This window comes from uncultured Porticoccus sp. (genome assembly GCF_913061305.1).
Lineage (GTDB): Bacteria > Pseudomonadota > Gammaproteobacteria > Pseudomonadales > Porticoccaceae > Porticoccus.
In genome coordinates this window covers 51,820-71,054 of record NZ_CAJXST010000009.1, presented here as the reverse complement: position 1 = coordinate 71,054, position 19,235 = coordinate 51,820, and the positions used below count along the sequence as shown (strand labels likewise).

Annotated in this window: 16 protein-coding genes and 2 tRNA genes; 14 read left to right on the top strand and 4 right to left on the bottom strand. The window is 54.1% G+C overall.

From position 1 onward, the window contains the following. The first annotated feature begins 74 nt into the window (after positions 1 to 74). The 5 genes from folP to QZ516_RS11575 all read left to right on the top strand — a co-directional run bounded on the left by folP (position 75) and on the right by QZ516_RS11575 (position 3,667). A complete protein-coding gene (folP, locus tag QZ516_RS11595; RefSeq protein WP_297189933.1) occupies positions 75 to 914 on the top strand; it encodes a dihydropteroate synthase in 840 nt (279 codons plus the stop codon). Positions 915 to 917: 3 nt separating this feature from the next. Beyond that, positions 918 to 2,258, top strand: a complete 1,341-nt coding sequence (gene glmM / locus QZ516_RS11590) for a phosphoglucosamine mutase (protein WP_297189930.1) — start codon at positions 918 to 920, stop codon at positions 2,256 to 2,258. A 161-nt stretch (positions 2,259 to 2,419) separates the two neighbouring features. Then, positions 2,420 to 3,160 (top strand): triose-phosphate isomerase, encoded by a 741-nt coding sequence (tpiA, locus tag QZ516_RS11585; RefSeq protein ID WP_297189927.1) that lies wholly within the window; start codon positions 2,420 to 2,422, stop codon positions 3,158 to 3,160. A 13-nt stretch (positions 3,161 to 3,173) separates the two neighbouring features. Continuing rightward, positions 3,174 to 3,563 (top strand): preprotein translocase subunit SecG, encoded by a 390-nt coding sequence (gene secG / locus QZ516_RS11580; protein WP_297189924.1) that lies wholly within the window; start codon positions 3,174 to 3,176, stop codon positions 3,561 to 3,563. Positions 3,564 to 3,582: 19 nt separating this feature from the next. Continuing rightward, a tRNA-Leu gene (locus QZ516_RS11575) sits at positions 3,583 to 3,667 on the top strand. 124 nt (positions 3,668 to 3,791) lie between these two features. Here the strand turns inward: QZ516_RS11575 and QZ516_RS11570 are convergent. From QZ516_RS11570 to cptA, 4 genes are all read right to left on the bottom strand, one after another. Next, complete coding sequence (locus tag QZ516_RS11570; RefSeq protein ID WP_297189921.1) at positions 3,792 to 4,673, bottom strand: carbon-nitrogen hydrolase; 882 nt, start codon at positions 4,671 to 4,673, stop codon at positions 3,792 to 3,794. Between the two features lie 24 nt (positions 4,674 to 4,697). Beyond that, positions 4,698 to 5,744 carry an agmatine deiminase family protein gene (locus tag QZ516_RS11565; protein WP_297189918.1) on the bottom strand — a complete coding sequence of 349 codons (1,047 nt, stop codon included), beginning with the start codon at positions 5,742 to 5,744 and terminating at the stop codon, positions 4,698 to 4,700. Positions 5,745 to 5,822: 78 nt separating this feature from the next. After that, entirely contained in the window at positions 5,823 to 6,155 is a 333-nt protein-coding gene (locus QZ516_RS11560) for a DUF4156 domain-containing protein (protein ID WP_297189915.1), read from the bottom strand. 173 nt (positions 6,156 to 6,328) lie between these two features. After that, positions 6,329 to 8,080 (bottom strand): phosphoethanolamine transferase CptA, encoded by a 1,752-nt coding sequence (gene cptA / locus QZ516_RS11555; RefSeq protein ID WP_297189912.1) that lies wholly within the window; start codon positions 8,078 to 8,080, stop codon positions 6,329 to 6,331. A 387-nt stretch (positions 8,081 to 8,467) separates the two neighbouring features. On the opposite strand from cptA, the gene QZ516_RS11550 reads away from it, so the two are divergent. The 9 genes from QZ516_RS11550 (at position 8,468) to mrdA (ending at position 19,205) form a co-directional block, all read left to right on the top strand. Further along, positions 8,468 to 8,544, top strand: a tRNA-Met gene (locus QZ516_RS11550). Between the two features lie 140 nt (positions 8,545 to 8,684). After that, positions 8,685 to 9,143 carry a ribosome maturation factor RimP gene (gene rimP, locus QZ516_RS11545; protein WP_297189909.1) on the top strand — a complete coding sequence of 153 codons (459 nt, stop codon included), beginning with the start codon at positions 8,685 to 8,687 and terminating at the stop codon, positions 9,141 to 9,143. A 22-nt stretch (positions 9,144 to 9,165) separates the two neighbouring features. Then, positions 9,166 to 10,656, top strand: a complete 1,491-nt coding sequence (gene nusA, locus QZ516_RS11540; RefSeq protein WP_297189906.1) for a transcription termination factor NusA — start codon at positions 9,166 to 9,168, stop codon at positions 10,654 to 10,656. Between the two features lie 29 nt (positions 10,657 to 10,685). Then, positions 10,686 to 13,235 (top strand): translation initiation factor IF-2, encoded by a 2,550-nt coding sequence (gene infB / locus QZ516_RS11535; protein ID WP_297189903.1) that lies wholly within the window; start codon positions 10,686 to 10,688, stop codon positions 13,233 to 13,235. A gap of 21 nt (positions 13,236 to 13,256) precedes the next feature. Further along, complete coding sequence (gene rbfA / locus QZ516_RS11530) at positions 13,257 to 13,655, top strand: 30S ribosome-binding factor RbfA (protein WP_297189900.1); 399 nt, start codon at positions 13,257 to 13,259, stop codon at positions 13,653 to 13,655. A gap of 2 nt (positions 13,656 to 13,657) precedes the next feature. Continuing rightward, positions 13,658 to 14,602 carry a tRNA pseudouridine(55) synthase TruB gene (gene truB, locus QZ516_RS11525; RefSeq protein ID WP_297189898.1) on the top strand — a complete coding sequence of 315 codons (945 nt, stop codon included), beginning with the start codon at positions 13,658 to 13,660 and terminating at the stop codon, positions 14,600 to 14,602. A gap of 125 nt (positions 14,603 to 14,727) precedes the next feature. Continuing rightward, positions 14,728 to 14,997 (top strand): 30S ribosomal protein S15, encoded by a 270-nt coding sequence (gene rpsO, locus QZ516_RS11520; RefSeq protein WP_297189996.1) that lies wholly within the window; start codon positions 14,728 to 14,730, stop codon positions 14,995 to 14,997. A 58-nt stretch (positions 14,998 to 15,055) separates the two neighbouring features. Further along, on the top strand, positions 15,056 to 17,209 hold the full coding sequence (pnp, locus tag QZ516_RS11515) for a polyribonucleotide nucleotidyltransferase (protein ID WP_297189895.1): 2,154 nt from the start codon (positions 15,056 to 15,058) through the stop codon (positions 17,207 to 17,209). A 136-nt stretch (positions 17,210 to 17,345) separates the two neighbouring features. Then, positions 17,346 to 19,205 carry a penicillin-binding protein 2 gene (gene mrdA / locus QZ516_RS11510; RefSeq protein WP_297189892.1) on the top strand — a complete coding sequence of 620 codons (1,860 nt, stop codon included), beginning with the start codon at positions 17,346 to 17,348 and terminating at the stop codon, positions 19,203 to 19,205. Positions 19,206 to 19,235 lie beyond the last annotated feature (30 nt).

Below are 19,235 nucleotides of genomic sequence, written 5' to 3'. Positions count from 1 at the left end.
TCGACCAGATTTTCTTTTGAGTCGGTGGCAGCACATCCTGATTTTTTCTTTCCTCTGTTGATGAGTAAGGTTGAATGACAGATCTCACTCATTCATTCATGGATTTTTCTCTGCCGAAAATCATGGCGGTATTGAATGTCACACCGGATTCCTTTTCCGATGGCGGCACGTTTTACACTGGCAATCGCCAGCCCGATCTCTCCCGGGTCCTCAACCGTGTTGAAGCCATGCTTTCAGAAGGGGCTCACCTGATCGACGTAGGGGGGGAGTCCACTCGACCCGGTGCCGAGCCTGTTACATCTGAAGAAGAGTTGGCGCGCGTCCTGCCGGTGGTTGAAGCGATAGCCAGCCGGTTCGATGTGCCTGTTTCCGTCGATACCAGTACGCCCTCTGTCATTGGCGAGGTGGCTCGTGCCGGCGCCTCAATGATCAATGATGTGCGCGCACTTCGACGTCCCGGGGCGTTGGCTGCCGCTGCCGCCAGTGGTCTGCCGGTCTGTCTGATGCATATGTTGGGGGAGCCCCGACAGATGCAACTGAATCCCGGATATGTGGATATCACCGCCGACGTAAAGGCGTTTTTGCTGGAGAGGGTTGCCGCCTGTGAGGCGGTGGGTATTCCCCGAAGCCGGATAATTCTCGATCCGGGCTTTGGTTTCGGTAAAACCCTGCAGCACAATATGGTGCTGTTCAGGTCATTGCCGGAGCTGGTGGGCCTGGGGTTTCCGGTGCTCGCGGGGGTTTCCCGAAAATCGTTGGTGGGGGCTATTCTGGACAAGCCGGTAGAAGAGCGCATGGTGGGCAGTGTTGCGCTCGGTATGATGGCGGTCCAGCGAGGTGTAAAAATACTGCGGGTACATGATATATCCGCGACCGCCGACGCACTTAAAATATTGCAAGCTGTTGAGGGATAAAACATGGCAAGACTGTATTTTGGCACAGATGGTATTCGCGGCCGCGTCGGTGTGCATCCGATCACAGCAGATTTTGTGCTCAAACTGGGTTGGGCTGCAGGCAAAGTTTTCAGTTCACAGGCTGGTGGACGAAAGCTGATCGTTATGGGCAAGGACACCCGGGTGTCGGGTTATATGTTCGAATCTGCCCTGCAGGCCGGACTGATTGCGGCTGGCGTCGATGTGGCACTGTTGGGCCCGATGCCGACCCCCGCGATTGCCTATCTGACCCGGACTTTTCGAGCCCAGGCGGGGATTGTCATCAGTGCCTCCCACAACCCTTACTACGATAACGGAATAAAATTTTTTGGCGGTGATGGCTTCAAGTTACCCGACGAGGTGGAGCTGGCCATTGAAAACTATATGGACAAGCCGCTGGTGACCGAGGACTCCCTTAAATTAGGCAAGGCGCACCGGGTTCACGATGCGGTGGGCCGCTATATCGAGTTCTGCAAAGGCACCCTGCCATCGGGCAGTGACTTCCAAGGTTTGAAAATTGTTGTGGACTGCGCCAATGGCGCCACCTACCACACCGGACCCAGCGTGTTCAGGGAGCTGGGCGCGGAAGTCGTTGAAATGGCGGTGGATCCGGATGGTTTTAATATTAATGAAGACTGCGGTTCCACACGCCCTGCCTTGCTGCAGGATGCTGTCATCAGAGAGAAGGCCGATATGGGCATCGCGTTTGATGGTGATGGCGATCGGGTGATGTTCGTGGATCACAAGGGACATATGGTGGATGGCGATGAATTGCTTTTTGTGATTGCAAAACATCGTCACCAGCGCGGCGAATGCAGCGGCGTTGCCGGAACCTTGATGAGCAACCTGGGCATGGAGCTTTCGCTCAAGGAGCTGGGTATTCCGTTCTATCGCGCCAACGTGGGAGATCGCTACGTCATTGAGGCAATGCGTGAGCGCAAATGGCAGTTGGGGGGCGAGAGCTCGGGCCACATTATCTGCAGTGACCTCACCACTACCGGTGATGGGGTGGTGGCGGCACTGCAGGTATTGCATGCGATGCGCGATACAGATACGCCTCTGAATGTACTCAAAAAGGGCATGCAAAAATATCCCCAGAAAATGATTAATGTGCGAATCAAACAGAAATTTAATCTGGAGGATTTTCCCGCGATTCAGCAAGCCGTGGTGGCCGCGGAGTCGGAGTTGGCAGAGCGAGGTCGGGTATTGCTCCGGCCCTCGGGAACCGAGCCTCTGGTGAGAGTGATGGTCGAGGGAGAGGACGGCCAGCAGGTCGATACACTGGTAAAACAGATTGCCGCTGTGGTCGAAAAAGAGATTGGCTAGTTTGCTGCGCGAAAGAGTGATTGATACATCGCGATCCATGGTGAAATACCCGGCGCGGCCCCTCTGTATTCCGGGCCGGTATTTAGCCGTGCCGGCAGGTTGTATGTTTTCTGCAACTCCGCTAAGATTGCGCCCCTTTTCAGGGCCGGGAAAACCCTAACATGCGACGTCCACTGGTGGCAGGCAACTGGAAAATGAATGGCAGTCGTGAATCGATTGACCTTCTGTTGGCCGGGTTGTCGGGGATTAGCACAACAGCTGAAGTAGCCGTTTTCCCACCTTACGTTTATCTCCCGCAAGTGGTATCTACACTCTGTGGTTCCGGTATTGACGTGGGTGCCCAGAATGTTTCCGAGTATCAGGCTGGTGCCTATACCGGTGAAGTTGCAGCAGACATGTTGCAGGATATTGGATGTCGCTATGTGCTCGTGGGACATTCTGAACGTCGCAGCCTGTTTGGAGAGAATGACCGACAGATAGCGGAAAAGTTTGTTGCCAGCCAGCGCAGCGGCCTGATTCCGGTACTCTGTGTCGGAGAAACCCTCGAACAGAGGACGTCCGGAAAAACCCTGGCGGTGATTACGGCTCAATTAGACGCGGTGTTGGAGCGAGCGGGCCTGGAGTCGGTGTGCAATGGAGTGATAGCCTACGAGCCAGTCTGGGCGATAGGTACAGGCAAAACTGCCACCGCTGAACAGGCACAGGAAATACACCGGGAAATTCGTCAACAATTGGGCGAGCCCGGGATGAAAACAAGAATACTTTACGGTGGCAGTGTTAAAGCTGCCAATGCTGCAGAGCTGTTTTCACAGCAAGATGTTGATGGCGCTCTGGTCGGCGGGGCCTCTCTGGATTCAGGCGAATTCAGGGAGATTTGTAAAAAAGCATACGTTGCGAATTGACTGAATTGAGTAAATGGAAAAAATTATACTGATCGTTCATTTGTTAACGGCGCTTGCCATTATTGGCATGATTCTGCTGCAACAGGGAAAAGGCGCGGAGGCGGGTGCATCATTTGGCGCCGGTGCCTCGCAAACCATCCTGGGCAGTGCCGGTGGCTGGAATTTCTTCAGCAAAATAACCGCAATACTTGCAACCCTGTTTTTCGTCACCAGTGTCTCTCTGGCGGTGATTGCCAAAGATAAGGTGGCCGTGGACGACAAGATTCTGCCAGAGCTGGAAGCTATTCAGCAGATGATGGAGTCAGACGTTCCCAGTGTGGAAGATGGCGAGGACATTCCTGTTGCTCCGGGCGGTGATACCGGTTCCACATCGGATATCCCCGTGCCTGGCACTGCGCAGTAGGAAGCTGAAACAATGTTTTGCCCAAGTGGTGGAATTGGTAGACACGCTATCTTGAGGGGGTAGTGGCGAAAGCCGTGCCGGTTCAAGTCCGGCCTTGGGCACCATACTAACGTTCAGTAACATTCAGGAGCGTGCAAAAAACCCCGGTTTTCCGGGGTTTTTTGTGTCTGATGACAGGTGCCGCTCAGACAATGGTTTGTTATGACTTCAGGTTGCCATGGGGTCGCATCAATCCCGGTATAGCCTGGTCAGTTGGCCGTAGTGATCAATGCGGCGGTCCCTCAGGTAGGGCCATATCCTGCGTACAGTCTCACTGCGGCTCAGGTCGATCTGTGTCACAGAGAACGCTTCCCTGTCACTCTCTGCCTGCCAGATGATTTCTCCCTGTGGTCCGGCGACGAAGCTGGATCCCCAAAACAGTGCCCCTGGCCCGCCTTCCGGGTCAGCTTCATGACCAATCCGATTGACGCTAATCACTGGTAGACCATTGGCGACGGCGTGGGAGCGCTGAATGGTTATCCAGGCATCGCGCTGACGCTGCTGTTCTGCATGATCATCCTCCGGACTCCAGCCGATTGCCGTGGGGTAGATCAGCAGGTCTGCGCCAGCCATTGCCATCAGCCGGGCGGCCTCCGGGAACCATTGATCCCAGCAAACCAGCACGCCCAGTTTGCCCAGTGACGTCTGAATCGGGTTGAAACCCAGATCGCCGGGGGTGAAATAGAATTTTTCATAGTAACCGGGATCATCAGGGATGTGCATCTTGCGATAGATTCCGGCGATGCCACCGTCATTGTCCAGCACCACTGCTGTGTTGTGGTAGAGTCCCGGCGCGCGCCGCTCAAACAACGATGCGACAATGACAACGCCCAGCTCTCTGGCCAGCGCGCCCAGCCGGTCGGTAGTGGGGCCGGGGATGGTTTCCGCCAGATCGAACATGGCCGTATCTTCCTGCTGGCAGAAATACAGGCTGCGATGCAACTCCTGCAATACCACCAGTTGGGCCCCGTTGGCAGCTGTCTCGCGAATGCCGGTAATGGTTTTTTCCAGATTTTCGGCCACGTCTTTGCCGCAAGCGTGCTGGACAATGCCAATCGTTAATTCAGCCATGGAAGAGTTACCTCGAGTCATGGATTAATGAGCATTCAGTGTGCCCTTGGGCAATTGCATGGTAATACAGTGAAGGCTGCCATGCTGTTGGATAACCGGCAGGCAATCAAGCCCTTCGATCTGGTACCCCGGGAATGCCTTGGCCAGTTGTGCCAATGCCTCGCCGTCTTGCGTATCCCGGTAAGTGGGTACAATGACCAGGTGGTTGAAAACCAGAAAGTTGGCATAGGTGGCAGGTAGTCGCTGGCCCGTTTTATCGTATTTTGCTGAGGGCCAGGGCAGCGGAATCAGGTGGTAGCCGCTGCCGTCGGCACTGGTCATGTCCTGCAGTTCGCTCGCCATGAGCTGCAATTCCCGAAAATGGCTGTCGGTTTCATCATCGCAGGCCTGATAGGCGATCACGTTATTGGGGCAGAGTCTTGCCAGAGTGTCGATATGGCTGTCGGTGTCATCCCCCTGCAGTGCGCCGTGCTGCAGCCAGTTGATTTTTTTCACGCCCAGATCTTCGCAGAGCTGTTGTTCTATCTCAGTCCGGCCAAGTGACGGGTTGCGGTTTGGGTTCAGCAGACACTGGGCTGTTGTTAGCAGGGTGCCATTGCCATCGGTTTCAATTGATCCGCCTTCCAGGACCAGCGTGCGTTTCTCAATACTCGCTCCCGGATAGGCCCCCAGCTCGACAAGCGCTGAGGTGAAGGCGTTATCCAGCTGACAGGGGTGTTTGTTCCCCCAGGCATTGAACTGATAGTCCAGCAGGCAGAGTCCACGGCTCGTCTCGACCGTGACAGGACCATAGTCGCGCACCCAGGTGTCATTGGATTCAACCGGGAATATCTGCAGTGTCTCCTCGGTAGCACCGAGCTCAATCAGCCGTTGTGAAAGGACTTGAATGTTTTTGGGCGGGGCTGTGATCACTACCTTGCCAGCGCCAGTGAGCAGCGTTACCAGCGCTTCATACACCGGAATAATTTCGTTCAGGATGGGTTTCCAGTCTGTTCCGGCATGGGGCCAGGTTAGCTGAATGGCATCCTGCGGCTCCCATTCAGCGGGAAGACGCACTCGGTGGTTGGTCATTGTGGATTCTGTCCTGAGCTGTGCTTCATATTAGGGACTGTTCAACATCATTCCGGGTTTTTAAAAACCCGTCAAAGCTCAGGGGCAGCCATAGGCCATGTAGGTGCCTTTGCCATTAACAATTGATTGGCGAACAATGGTGTTGGCTCCCATTTGGTGGGCCTGCTGGCGGGCCAGGTTGTCCAGTTCGTCGCGCACCTTGGTGGCATTGCGGGCAATGGAGCCGATCAAATTGGCTCTCACGCTACTGTTGATCTGGCCAACACGGTTGCATTGGTTGACCCGGTCCGCTGGCAATAGCACTACCTGCTCTGCCTCAGGCGGTATTTTTACCCAGGTGCAGGCATTCGTTAATGTGAAGGAAGCCGTAATGAACAGGGTGATGGCCAGGGTTTTTGTGGCGGGGGTCAAGACGTTCTCCATCGGTGAGTAGGCTGGGGTATAAATATTAAGCCTTTCATCACTTTTTTGGCAGCGGTATGTTGATGCAAAAGTGAAAGGAAAAACGAATATTGTTCTGACCAGGTCAAACTTGGTGATCGGGGGGGCGATAAATAAACGGGACAGTCTGGCCCTCAACGCGGCTATAACGCTCTTTGGATATCTTTTGAAACCCGGTGTTCGACCGTTTGAGTGGGTGGTTTCTCATCCTGTATGACGTCGCTGTATCGCTTGAGCGACTGGGCATTGAGCGGGTCGCCGATCAAACGGGGGCGGGCCTGAAAATTTTTGGAAACCAGGCTTGCCCGCTCATCCATCCCGGCAAAATCCAGTCCGACCATATCGGCAAAAGTGTGAATAAAATGGGCGATGGAATAGGGCCGGTCTGCGGCGCTTCGCCAGTGGTCGATATCGCGGGTTTGTCTGAATGCCGGAGATGTCCAGACGATGAACGGGACGGTGTACATGGCCGAAGTGGGATCAGCTTCATTGCGTCCGGCAAACAGATTACCCGGGTAGTCATATACTTCCTCGCCGTGGTCGGCGAAATACACCAGCAGACTGTTATCGTGCTGATTTTGCACGGCCTGAATCAGGGAAGACACGACTTTATCGTTGTAGAGAATGGCGTTGTCGTAGTTGTTGTAGTCCTCTCGCAGGTCAGGTGTAACCCACTCCGGAACGCCGAGGGTGTCATTGAACTGGCGGTAGGTTTCAGGGAAACGGTGCTCATAGGCGCGGTGAGTGCCCAACAGGTGAACGATAATCAGCTTTTTGGCTGCGTCGGATTTCAGGGTTTCTGCAAAGGGGGGCAGTACGACTTCGTCGTATTGGTTGGCATTCTGTGCCCGATTGTTGTTCAGGTAAACCTGGTGATCCGCCAATTGGGAGAAGGTGGTCAGCATGGTGTTGCGGCGAGTCTGGGTTTGCTGGTTGGTGATCCAGGTAATTTCATAACCGGCCTGTTGCATCATGTTTAGCAGGTTTGGTTTGGTAAAAAACAGCTCCGGATTTTTAGGCTCGGCAAATGACAGAATCTGCTGAAGTGCTTCTATGGTATAGGGTCTGGGTGTGACCACATCCCTGAAAACCATGAGCTCATTGTTTGCCTGCATAGCGTCGAGATGGGGCGTTGTCGGCCTGTGATAACCGTATAAGCTCATGCGCTGGCGGTTGGTTGATTCGCCGAGCACGAGTACCACTGTGTCGGGCAGAGTGGCTACCTTCGCCTTGAGCTCTTGCAGGGGTTTGACCTGACGATTTTTTTCCAGCAGTGCTGTCATGCCTGCCATCTGCTGCCGATATTTTAGGTACCCGACCACCAGGTTCCAGGGGGCTGCGGGTTCCATTCGTTTCATCTGGTGGTAAACCGCATCGTTGAGAGTGGTGTCTTCCTTGATCAGCGCTGTGCTGATAAACGGAAAGAAGGCGATCAGTGCAAAAAGGGCGGCATAAGCCAAACGGTTGCGCTGACCGAAGGTTACGGGCCGAGCTTGCCGCCACATCCATATTGGCACTGCAGTGAATAGCAAAAGTACCGGTATAAACCACCATTGCCAGTAAGAGGAAACAAACTCGCTGCCCTCAACGACATTCGATTCAAAAACGATAAAAATAGTGCTCTGGGAAAATTCCTGCCCATAGATGATGAAATAGAACACCGAGATGACCGCCGCCGGCCACATGATCAAACCGCTCAGTGCCAAAAATTGCCGGGTATATCCGGGTAGCAAGAGTATCGGGATCAGCCACATCAGACTCATCAAAATGGTTTCGCGCAACCCTATTGAGCCAGACATGCCCGTTGCATAAATGGGAATGTGGTAACAGAGGGAAAAATACGCCGCAAAGAGGTAGGCCCAAAGAAGCGGATGTTTTTTCGGAAAGTCAGTCATGTGGCGGCAATTTTTTTGAATGTGGAAGTGTAACTGTACGACCCTAATATTAAGTGGGGCTTAACTGATACGGTCTGCTACAGAACCCCTCCAGCTGTTGAACGTTTTCTCCTGGGCAAGAGATTCTGTGGTTGCCGGCCGATGTCGCTGCCCGGGAATTCAGTCATACCTGGAGTGTATTGCTTTGATGTGAAAGCTCCTTGCGGGGGAATCAGTAGGGAGCACAACAAAGCCGTGTTTCCCTCTTGACCCTATGGTGTGTCACCCCTATAATCCACGGCCCTTGAAGCAGTCACTTGACAGCTTGGGGACTTGCCAGAGGTTATGAGCTGGCGAGGTGAAGGAGACATGCTCAGTCTCCTGGCCGTTAAGGTCAGCGTTTTTTGATGCGGGGTGGAGCAGCCTGGTAGCTCGTCGGGCTCATAACCCGAAGGTCGTAGGTTCAAATCCTGCCCCCGCTACCAAATTCTGGTATCGGTACTGCTGGTACCATGCGTCAGGACAAGGCGCAGCCGAAGGGCCCCTTTTTAGGGGCTTTTTGCTAAGTGGTTTTGATGAAGTGGGCTGTGTGCCCATTTTTTGATTGGGAAACCGAGAGATTACAGTGGCGACAAAAGAGGAGACCCTCCGCGCGATGATTGCACCCATAGTGGCTGCAATGGATTGTGAACTTTGGGGGTTGGAGTATTTGTCATCAGGTCGCAATGCGATGCTGCGTATTTACATCGAGCGTGAGAGTGGTGGTGTGACAGTGGAAGACTGTGAAAAAGTCAGCCGCCAGGTCAGCAGTCAGTTGGATGTCGAGGATCCGATTACCGGGGAGTACACTCTGGAGGTTTCCTCCCCGGGTATGGACCGGCCTTTATACACGCTGGATCAGTTTGAAAAGTATATTGGGGAAAATGTAGCCTTGCGGCTGAGGTTTCCCCATGAAGGCAGACGGAATTTCAAGGGCCGTCTGAATGGCGTGGAGGGCGAGGATGTTCTGTTGATTGTTGACGATCACGAGTATCTCTTCCCCCTGGATAGCATTGAAAAGGCGAATATCGTTCCCCGGTTCTGAGGGCGATTGCGAGGCTGAATGAATGAATAAAGAAATCTTGATGGTGGTGGAAGCCGTTTCTAATGAAAAGGGCGTGTCCAAAGAGGTTATTTTTGAGGCCATTGAGCAGGCCCTGGCCACGGCGACCAAGAAGCGCTATGACGAGGACTCCAACATCCGAGTAACCATTAATCGCGCCACTGGTGACTATGAAACGTTCCGCTGGTGGGAAGTGGTCGCCGATGATGTGCTGGCGGAACTCGGAACCCAGTTCACGCTGGAAGAAGCTCATGAGAAAGACGCGGCACTTAAAGATGGCGATACCTTTGAAGAGCAGGTGGAAAACATCGGTTTTGGTCGTATTGCTGCCCAAACGGCCAAGCAGGTCATTGTCCAGAAAGTGCGCGATGCAGAACGCGCACTGGTGGTGGAACAATACCGTGACCAGCTCGGCGAGCTGGTGAGTGGCAGCGTCAAAAAAGTGACTCGCGAAAGTATTATCGTTGACTTGGGTAACAATGCTGAAGCCGTCATGCCGAGAGAAGAGCTGGTGGGTCGGGAAGTTTTTCGAATCAATGACCGGGTGCGAGCCATCCTGCAGGAAATTAATTCTGAAAGCCGTGGTCCCCAGCTGTTTCTGAGCCGTAAATGCAACGAGATGCTGGTTGAGTTGTTCCGTATTGAAGTGCCGGAGATTGCCGAGGAAGTAATTGAAATTCGCGGCGCGGCGAGAGACCCCGGGTCGCGTGCGAAAATTGCCGTGAAGACCAATGATGGACGAATCGACCCGATCGGCGCCTGTGTCGGTATGCGTGGTGCACGTGTTCAGGCGGTCTCCAATGAGTTGGATGGCGAGCGTATCGACATTGTATTGTGGGATGACAATCCCGCCCAGCTGGCGATAAATGCCATGGCGCCTGCAGAAGTGGAGTCGATCATCGTCGATGAGGAGACGCACTCGATGGATGTGGCCGTGGCCGGAGAAACACTGGCGATGGCCATTGGTCGCAATGGGCAGAATGTCCGTCTTGCCTCTGAGCTCACTGGCTGGAAAATCAATGTAATGTCCGTTGAAGAGGCAGAGGTCAAGCAGCAGGCAGAGTCCAGCTCGCTGGTGGAAACCTTTATGAGCCGCCTGGACATTGATGAAGATGTCGCCATGGTGTTGGTTGATGAGGGCTTCACCTCTATCGAAGAAGTTGCCTATGTCCCCCTGGATGAGATGGCCGGCATCGATGGTTTTGATGAAGAGGTGGCCGAAGAATTGCGTGCCCGTGCCAAGGATGCATTGCTGACGATGGCGCTGGCCTCAGAGGAGGGTATGTCCGGTCCCGCAGCTGATTTGTTGGAAATGGAAGGTATGGACGACCAGTTGGCGCATACATTGGCCAAGCATGGCATTGCCAGCATGGAGGATCTCGCTGAGCAGGCCGTGGAAGACTTGCTGGATATTGAGAACATGGACGCAGAGCGGGCAGCCAAGCTGATTATGACTGCACGCGCCCCCTGGTTCGCCGATGAGAGCGACAGTTAAACGAACAGGCGATGAATTGAGGAATACTGATGGCTGAAGTCACTGTTAGCGAACTTGCCAAGGTTGTCGGAGCATCCGTCGACCGCCTGCTGAGTCAAATGCAGGAGGCCGGTTTGCCTCACAACTCTGCTGACGCAAGTGTCAGTGATGAGGAAAAGCAGACGCTGCTGGCCTATTTGAAAGGCTTGCACGGCGAGCAGTCCCGCGACCCCAAAAAGATCACATTGAAACGCAAGACGGTCAGCACACTCAAAACGGGTGCCGGCCGTAAAACAGTTAATGTGGAGGTTCGAAAAACCCGAACCTATGTCAAGCGGGCAAATGAAGAAGAGGCAGGGGCCCCATCTGAACCGGATGAGTCGATTGCGGCTGAATCCGTCGTTGAGCCGGTTGTACCGATTATTGATGATCCTGAAGTGAAGCGGCAGGCTGCCATTGAGACGCGCCGCAAAGCTGAAGAGGAAGCCCGGCTGGAGCAGGAAAATCAGCGCAAGGCCGAAGAAGAACGCAAGTCGACGCCTTCGGCAGTCGAGTCGTTGCCTCCTGAACTTGCCGATCAACCCGCCGACGCCCCAAAGCATGTGAAAAAACATGCCAGGGATGATGGCGAGGCCGATGATTCTGAAGAGGCACCGAAAAAAGCGAAAAAACGGGGTGCCATCAAGGATCCGAAGCGTAAAAAAGAAGATTTGCTGAAAGCTGTCGTTGAGGAAGTTGAGGAAGTTGCTGCGGAGAAAAAACCCCGGTTGCGTTCAGGTATCTCGGTTCCCATCAAGGTTGAGAACAAGCACAAATTCAAAAAACCCACCAATAAGATCATCCATGATGTGGAGATTCCCGAACAGATCACGGTCAGTGATCTGGCCCAGGCAATGTCAGTAAAAGCTGCAGTCGTGATCAAGGAGTTGATGAAAATGGGGACCATGGTCTCTATCAATCAACCAATTGATCAGGATACTGCCACATTGGTGGTGGAGGAGCTTGGACACAACCCGGTGCCTGTTTCAGACGATGAAATAGAACAAAAGTTGATCCAGGCGCTGCAGGCTGACGTGACGGAGCAACTGGAACCCCGTGCACCGGTTGTTACGGTGATGGGCCATGTTGACCACGGCAAAACTTCCCTGTTGGATCATATCCGAAAAACCCGTGTTGCCTCCGGTGAAGCCGGGGGCATTACCCAGCATATCGGCGCCTATCATGTCGATACGCCCAAGGGCATGATCACCTTCCTGGATACCCCTGGTCACGCAGCTTTCACGGCAATGCGCGCCCGTGGTGCACACAGTACTGATGTGGTGATTCTGGTGGTAGCTGCGGACGATGGTGTGATGCCGCAGACCGTGGAGGCCATTCAGCATGCCCGTGCTGCCGGCGTGCCCATCGTGGTTGCTATTAACAAGATGGACAAGGAGGGCGCGGATCCGGACAGGGTCACGAATGAATTGTCTGCCAAGGATGTCATTCCGGAAGAATGGGGTGGTGATACGCAGTTTGTGAAAGTCTCGGCCCACACTGGCGATGGCATCGATGATTTGCTGGACGCCGTGTTGCTGCAGGCCGAACTGTTGGAGCTGCAGGCATCCCGCAATGTTCCGGCCAAAGGTGTGATCGTTGAATCGCGACTGGAAAAAGGTCGAGGTGTGGTGGCGACGGCATTGGTGCAGTCGGGTACCTTGCGCAAGGGCGATTTGCTGCTGGCTGGTGAAAGTGTCGGCAAAATCCGTGCGATGGTCGATGAAGCCGGTAAGCCGATTGTCGAGGCGGGGCCGTCGATACCGGTAGAGATCCTCGGTCTTGATATGCCGCCAGCGGCCGGTGAAGAGTTTCTGGTGGTAGAGGATGAACGCAAGGCCCGTGAATTGGCGGAAATGCGTCAGGACAAAACCCGTCAGGATCGTGTGGACCGTCAGCAGGCCGCCAAGCTGGAAAACATGTTTGCCACCTTTGAATCGCAGGACAAAAAGGGTGTTCTCCCTGTGATGGTGAAGGCCGACGTGCGGGGTTCTCTGGAAGCAATTCTTTCTGCCATGGCGGATATTGGCACTGACGAGGTCGAAGTGAATGTCGTGGCCTCCGGTGTCGGTGGCATCAACGAGTCCGATATTAACCTGGCCATTACTACCGGTGCCGTGGTGTTTGGTTTTAACGTTCGTGCCGATACGGCTGCCCGACAGCTGGTGGAGCAGGAGCAGGTCGATCTGCGTTACTACAGCATCATTTACAACCTGTTGGATGATGTGAAACAGGCCTTGAGTGGTCTGCTGACACCGGAGCGCAGTGAAGTCATCACCGGTATCGCTGAAGTGCGCGATGTCTTCCGCTCTCCTAAATTTGGTGCGGTAGCGGGTTGTATGGTGATTGAAGGTACCGTTCATCGCAACAAGCGTATTCGGGTGTTGCGCGACAATATTGTGATTTACGAGGGTGAGCTGGAATCATTGCGACGTTTCAAGGATGACGTCAATGAAGTGCGCAACGGTGTTGAGTGTGGTATCGGGGTGAAAGACTATAACGATATCAAACCCGGCGATCAGATTGAGGTGTATGAGATCAGGGAAGTCGCGCGCCAGCTCTGATTGTGCTGACGCCAAACCGATATGCCTAGAGAATTTACCCGCAATGACCGAGTCGCAGATGCGTTGCAGCGCGAGCTGGCACAACTGATTCGCGACGAGGTCAGGGACCCGCGTTTGGGGCTGGTCAATATTACCGCGGTAGAGGTTTCCCGCGATCTCTCCAGTGCCAAGGTGTTCGTCAACCTGGTCGGGGCCGAGTCTGCTGATGAGAGCCGTGAAGCTGCCGAGGTTCTGAATGGCGCGGCCGGATTTTTGCGGACGTTGCTGGCCAAACGCATGTTGCTGCGGATTGTGCCAAAATTGCGTTTTATTTTTGATCTCACTGGCAGGCGCGCCCAGGAACTTTCTTCGCTCATCGATTTCGCGGTCAACCGGGACAAGGCGCGGCATACGGATACAGATTCCTCCGGGGAGGACTGAGCTTGGCGCGTCGTCGCAAGGGCCGGTCGGTCAACGGTATACTGCTGCTCGATAAACCGCTGGGGATCTCCTCAAACGGTGCTTTGCAGAAGGTGAAACACCTTTTTGAGGCCGCCAAGGCCGGGCACACTGGCAGTCTGGACCCTCTTGCGACGGGCGTCTTACCGGTATGTCTTGGTGAGGCAACCAAGTTTACCCAGTTTTTGCTGGATGCGGATAAATGCTACCGCGCGACTTTTCGCTTTGGTATGGCGACTGTCAGCGGTGATGCCGATGGAGAGGTCACCCGTGACAGCGGTGCCCCGGAGCTGACTGAAGCTCAGGTACAGGATGTTCTGGACGGCTTCAGGGGCGATATCGATCAGGTGCCACCGATGTTTTCGGCATTGAAGCACCAGGGTCAACCGCTCTACAAGCTGGCCCGTGAAGGGCAGGAAATTGAACGAAAGGCCCGGCCGGTCACAATTCGCTCGCTGACATTGATTGAGTTTCGCAGCGGTGAGTTCCCGGAGGCCGATCTGGTTGTCCACTGCAGCAAGGGAACCTACATTCGCACGCTGGCGGAAGACATTGGCCAGCGGCTTGGTTGTGGCGCTTATCTATCGGTTTTGCGGCGCACCGCCGCCGGGCCCTTTAAAGAAGATCAGTCGGTGACGTTGGGTGAATTGCAATCACTCAGGGAAGAAAGTGGTCTGGATCAGCTAGACCAACTTTTGTTGCCGATGGATGCCGGGATGACGCATCTGGCGGCACTGCAGTTAGAAGAAGATACGGCTTTCTATTTTTGCCGGGGACAGGCTGTGATGGTGCCGCAGGTCTATCGTCAGAGTGAAGAAGGCGATATAGTGCGTGTCTTTGAAATAAGCCAGGTCGAGCCGCAGTTGCTTGGTGTTGGCGAAGTCACAGAAGATGGACGGGTAGCCCCGAAACGTCTTGTTGTGAGATAGGGAGTCCTGTCCTGTGTGACAGAATCCCGGATTGGAGCCACCAGGTGGTGCCGGTCGAATTCACTGTTAGGGTTCCTGTAAATATGCGCGGGTGCCCCGAATCTAACTCGCATATTGGAGAAGTAATCATGTTAAATGTAACTGAAAAAGAAGCGATTGTTAAAGAGTACGCGCAGTCCGTGGGCGATACCGGTTCGCCGGAAGTGCAGGTAGCCCTGCTCACCGCCAACATCAACAAACTGCAGGGTCATTTCAGTGACCACAACAAGGATCACCATTCAAGACGTGGTTTGATCCGCATGGTAAACCAGCGACGCAAATTGCTGGACTACCTTAAAGCTAAAGACGCGAAGCGCTATATGACGCTGATTGGCCAGCTTGGCCTGCGTCGCTAATAGAATTGCTGACGGCTCCCCTGGGAGCCGTTCACGCTTATGGAGAGGTAATATAATTGTGAATCCTGTAATAAAATCATTTAAATATGGCAACCATACCGTCACGCTGGAGACTGGCCGCATTGCCCGTCAGGCTACCGGTGCCGTGATGTGTACCATGGATAAAACGGCAGTACTGTGTACGGTTGTCGCAGCAAAAAACGTAAAAGAAGGTATGGACTTTTTCCCCCTCGGTGTCCACTACCAGGAAAAGGCCTACGCCGCTGGCAAGATCCCCGGTGGATTTTTCAAGCGTGAAGGCCGTCCCAGCGAAAAAGAGACACTGACTTCCCGCCTGATTGACCGGCCTATTCGCCCCCTGTTTCCCAACGGCTTCAAAAATGAAGTGCAGGTGGTCTGTACGGTGATGTCCTCTGAGAAGAATGTGGATCCCGATATCGTTGCACTGATTGGTACTTCTGCGGCGCTGGCGATTTCCGGTGTCCCTTTTAATGGTCCAATTGGTGGCGCCCGTGTGGGTTATCATCGCGAAAAGGGCTACCTGCTAAATCCAACTTACTCGGAGCTGGCGGAGTCGGAACTGGATATGGTTGTCGCGGGCACACGTGATGCTGTCCTGATGGTTGAGTCAGAGGCGAAGGAATTGCCGGAAGATATCATGCTCGGTGCGGTACTGTTCGGCCACCAGGAAATGCAGGCGGCTATTCAGGTGATTGAGGAGCTGGCCAGGGAAACCGGTAAACCCCGCTGGGACTGGCAAGAGGCCCCTGTCAATGAAACCCTGACCGACAGCCTCAAGGCCATGGTCGGAGAGAGTCTGGATGCGGCCTACCGGATCACTGACAAGCAGCAGCGTGTTGTCGAAATTGACGGCCTGCGCAATCAGGCGGCTGCAGCGCTGTCGAATGCAGAGGCGGGCATTACAGAAGACGATATCCGCGATGCCTTTAAAAAGCTGGAGAAGAAAATTGTCCGTGGTCGCATCATTCGCGGTGAGCCCCGAATTGATGGTCGCGACAGCAAGACGGTCCGTGCCATTGATGTGGAAGTCGGCGTGCTGGCCAAAGCCCATGGCACGGCGCTGTTTACCCGTGGTGAAACTCAGGCATTGGTGGTAGCCACGCTGGGTTCCATGCGCGATGTTCAGTATATCGATGCGCTGGAAGGCCGCCGCGAAGATCCCTTCATGTTGCATTACAACTTTCCCCCTTATTCCGTGGGTGAGTGTGGTCGTATTGGTTTTACCGGTCGTCGTGAAATTGGTCATGGCCGGTTGGCTCGCCGCGGTATTGCTGCGGTATTGCCGTCGGCTGAAGAATTCCCTTACACCATGCGGATTGTCTCTGAAATCACGGAGTCCAATGGTTCAAGTTCCATGGCCTCGGTTTGTGGTTCAAGCCTCGCGTTAATGGATGCGGGTGTGCCGCTGAAAGCGCCTGTGGCCGGTATCGCGATGGGCCTTGTCAAAGAAGACGATGGTTTTGCGGTGCTGACCGATATTCTTGGCGATGAAGACCACCTGGGCGACATGGACTTTAAAGTGGCCGGTACGGCTCAGGGTGTTACTGCTCTGCAAATGGATATCAAGATCGAAGGGATCACTGAAGAGATTATGGATATCGCACTGGGTCAGGCGTTGCAGGCCAGACTCCACATTCTTGGTGAAATGAACAAGGTGATCGACAAGAGCCGCAGTGAAGTGGCTGAGTCAGCACCCCGTTACCATATCCTGAAAATCGATCCCGACAAGATTCGCGATGTGATCGGCAAGGGTGGTGCCACGATTCGTGCGCTGACGGAAGAGACCGGTGCCAGCATCGACATTGACGATAGCGGAACCATCAGAATCTACAGCGATGATGCGGATGGCCTGAAAAGTGCTATCTACCGCATCGAGGAAATCACCGCTGAGGCTGAGATAGGTCGTATCTATGAGGGCACAGTTGCCCGTATTGTTGACTTTGGTGCCTTCGTCACGATCATGCCGGGCACGGATGGTTTGCTACACATTTCACAAATTGCCAAGGAGCGCGTGGAAAAAGTGTCTGATTATCTCAAGGAAGGTCAGCAGGTGCGCGTCAAGGTGCTTGATGTGGACGCCCGCGGTCGAATCAAGTTGTCCATGAAAGAGACATCCGAGGACGAAGGTGAGACCGGTGAAACAGCCCCAGCGGAAGAAGCTCCGGTTGCTCAGGAATCTGCAGAGCAATAATACGCTGGCAGTCATTTCAGAGAAGCGGGGCTGAGACCCCGCTTTTTTTATGGCAGGTTTTCGGTCAGAGCCAATCTCTTGACCTATTCAGTAAACCCGGTGATCAGCTATCGACATGCAGTTACAATGACTCTCAATGAACCATGATGATCGCGCACTAAAAAACCCATTGATGGATTACCGGCTCTATGTCGGCCGTCTGCTCTTTGCCATGGTTGTGGTGCTATTGCTGTCGGGTGGGCTGTTCTGGCGCTATTACCATCTTCAGGTTGAGCGACATGATGCTTTTGTGACGCTCTCTGACCGCAACCGGGTATTGGTTGAGCCGGTGCCACCGCCCCGCGGGCTTATTTTTGACCGGAACGGGGTGTTGCTGGCGGATAACCGTCCCAGTTTTAATCTTTCCATTGTCGTAGAACGCGTCGAAAACCTCGCCGTATTGCTCGATGAGCTGGAAAAGCTGGTGGGGATTACCGGTGCCGACAGGGATCGCTTTCAGAAACTGCTTGAGCGTCGTCAGCGACCCTATGAGCCTGTCCCCCTGAGATTGAACCTGAGTGAACGGGAACAGGGTGTTCTCGCGGTCAATGAATACCGGCTGGAGGGCGTTGAAGTCACTGTCCAGCTGCTGCGTCATTATCCTCTTGGTGCCGAGCTTTCCCATGTGCTCGGCTATGTGGGGCGTATCAATGACCGCGAAATACAACAGCTCGACCCGGTTCGCTATAGCGGCACGCTGGTGGTGGGTAAAACCGGACTGGAAAATTTCTACGAGGATGAGTTACTTGGTGAGGTAGGGTACCAGACGGTTGAAACCAATGCCCGGGGACGGGTGATGCGCCAATTGGAGCGAGAAGAGCCCAAGCCGGGTAAGGATTTGTACCTGCATCTGGACAGTCGCTTGCAGCGGGTTGCTTACGAGAGCATGGGTGAACAAAGAGGTGCTGTGGTGGCTATTGATGTGGCCTCGGGAGGCGTGCTTGCCATGGCCAGTACCCCAGGGTTTGATCCCAATGAGTTTGTGACCGGGATCAGCTTTGAAAGTTACAATGCACTACTCAGTTCTATTGATCGGCCTTTGTTTGATCGGGTTCTTCAGGGCCAGTATCCCCCGGGATCCATTGTCAAGCCAATCTACGGTCTTGCGGCACTGGAAAGTGGCACAATTACCCCTGCCTATCGTATTTATGATCCGGGTTTCTACCAATTGAAAAATTATGAGCGGAAGTACCGGGACTGGAAGAAGGGGGGGCACGGTAGCAACATTTATTTGAGTGATGCCATCATTCAGTCCTGCGATACTTTTTTTTATGATGTCGGCGTCAAAATGACCATTGATGTGATGTCGCTCTACGGTACCCGGTTTGGTTTCGGCCATAAAACCGGACTGGATATGCCCTCGGAGCGGGCTGGCATTATGCCTTCACGGGCCTGGAAGCGGGAGGCAAAAGGGTTGGCATGGTATCCGGGAGATACGGTCAATACCTCCATCGGCCAGGGTTTTACGCTGGTGACGCCAATGCAGATGGCTGTGGCTGCCGCCAGATTGGCCAGCCGTGGTGAGATAAGACCACCGCAATTGGTACGCAAGAATGGGAGGAACCCACTGCCAGCCGGTATGATCAAAGCGTCAGACCGCAACTGGGATTATGTGCATGAGGCAATGCAGGAGGTTGTGCACGGTCAGCGTGGCACGGCCAAGGTGATTAATAAGGATCTCGATTATCACATTGCTGGAAAAACCGGTACTGCTCAGGTGGTCGGTATCAAACAGGACGAAGAGTATGATCGGGAACTGGTTGCCGAGCGGAATCGGGATCATGCCCTGTTCATCGCCTTTGCGCCTGTGGAACAACCGCAGATTGCCGTGTCGGTACTTGTCGAAAATGGTGAGCACGGCAGCTCCACGGCCGCACCGCTCGCGCGCCAGATAATCGACGCCTACATGGCACTGTACCCGCAAAGTCTGTCAGAGGAGTTCGATGAGCCAGAGTGATTTTGTTCGGCGGATGGGGTCTGGTGGATC

Bases quoted from the DNA above. Each gene is read 5' to 3' on its own strand.
- infB (WP_297189903.1), top strand. From the start codon at position 10,686: ATGGCTGAAGTCACTGTTAGCGAACTTGCCAAGGTTGTCGGAGCATCC.
- cptA (WP_297189912.1), bottom strand. From the start codon at position 8,080: ATGACTGACTTTCCGAAAAAACATCCGCTTCTTTGGGCCTACCTCTTT.
- QZ516_RS11565 (WP_297189918.1), bottom strand. From the start codon at position 5,744: ATGACCAACCACCGAGTGCGTCTTCCCGCTGAATGGGAGCCGCAGGAT.
- folP (WP_297189933.1), top strand. From the start codon at position 75: ATGACAGATCTCACTCATTCATTCATGGATTTTTCTCTGCCGAAAATC.
- tpiA (WP_297189927.1), top strand. From the start codon at position 2,420: ATGCGACGTCCACTGGTGGCAGGCAACTGGAAAATGAATGGCAGTCGT.
- glmM (WP_297189930.1), top strand. From the start codon at position 918: ATGGCAAGACTGTATTTTGGCACAGATGGTATTCGCGGCCGCGTCGGT.
- rbfA (WP_297189900.1), top strand. From the start codon at position 13,257: ATGCCTAGAGAATTTACCCGCAATGACCGAGTCGCAGATGCGTTGCAG.
- secG (WP_297189924.1), top strand. From the start codon at position 3,174: ATGGAAAAAATTATACTGATCGTTCATTTGTTAACGGCGCTTGCCATT.
- nusA (WP_297189906.1), top strand. From the start codon at position 9,166: ATGAATAAAGAAATCTTGATGGTGGTGGAAGCCGTTTCTAATGAAAAG.
- QZ516_RS11570 (WP_297189921.1), bottom strand. From the start codon at position 4,673: ATGGCTGAATTAACGATTGGCATTGTCCAGCACGCTTGCGGCAAAGAC.
- mrdA (WP_297189892.1), top strand. From the start codon at position 17,346: ATGAACCATGATGATCGCGCACTAAAAAACCCATTGATGGATTACCGG.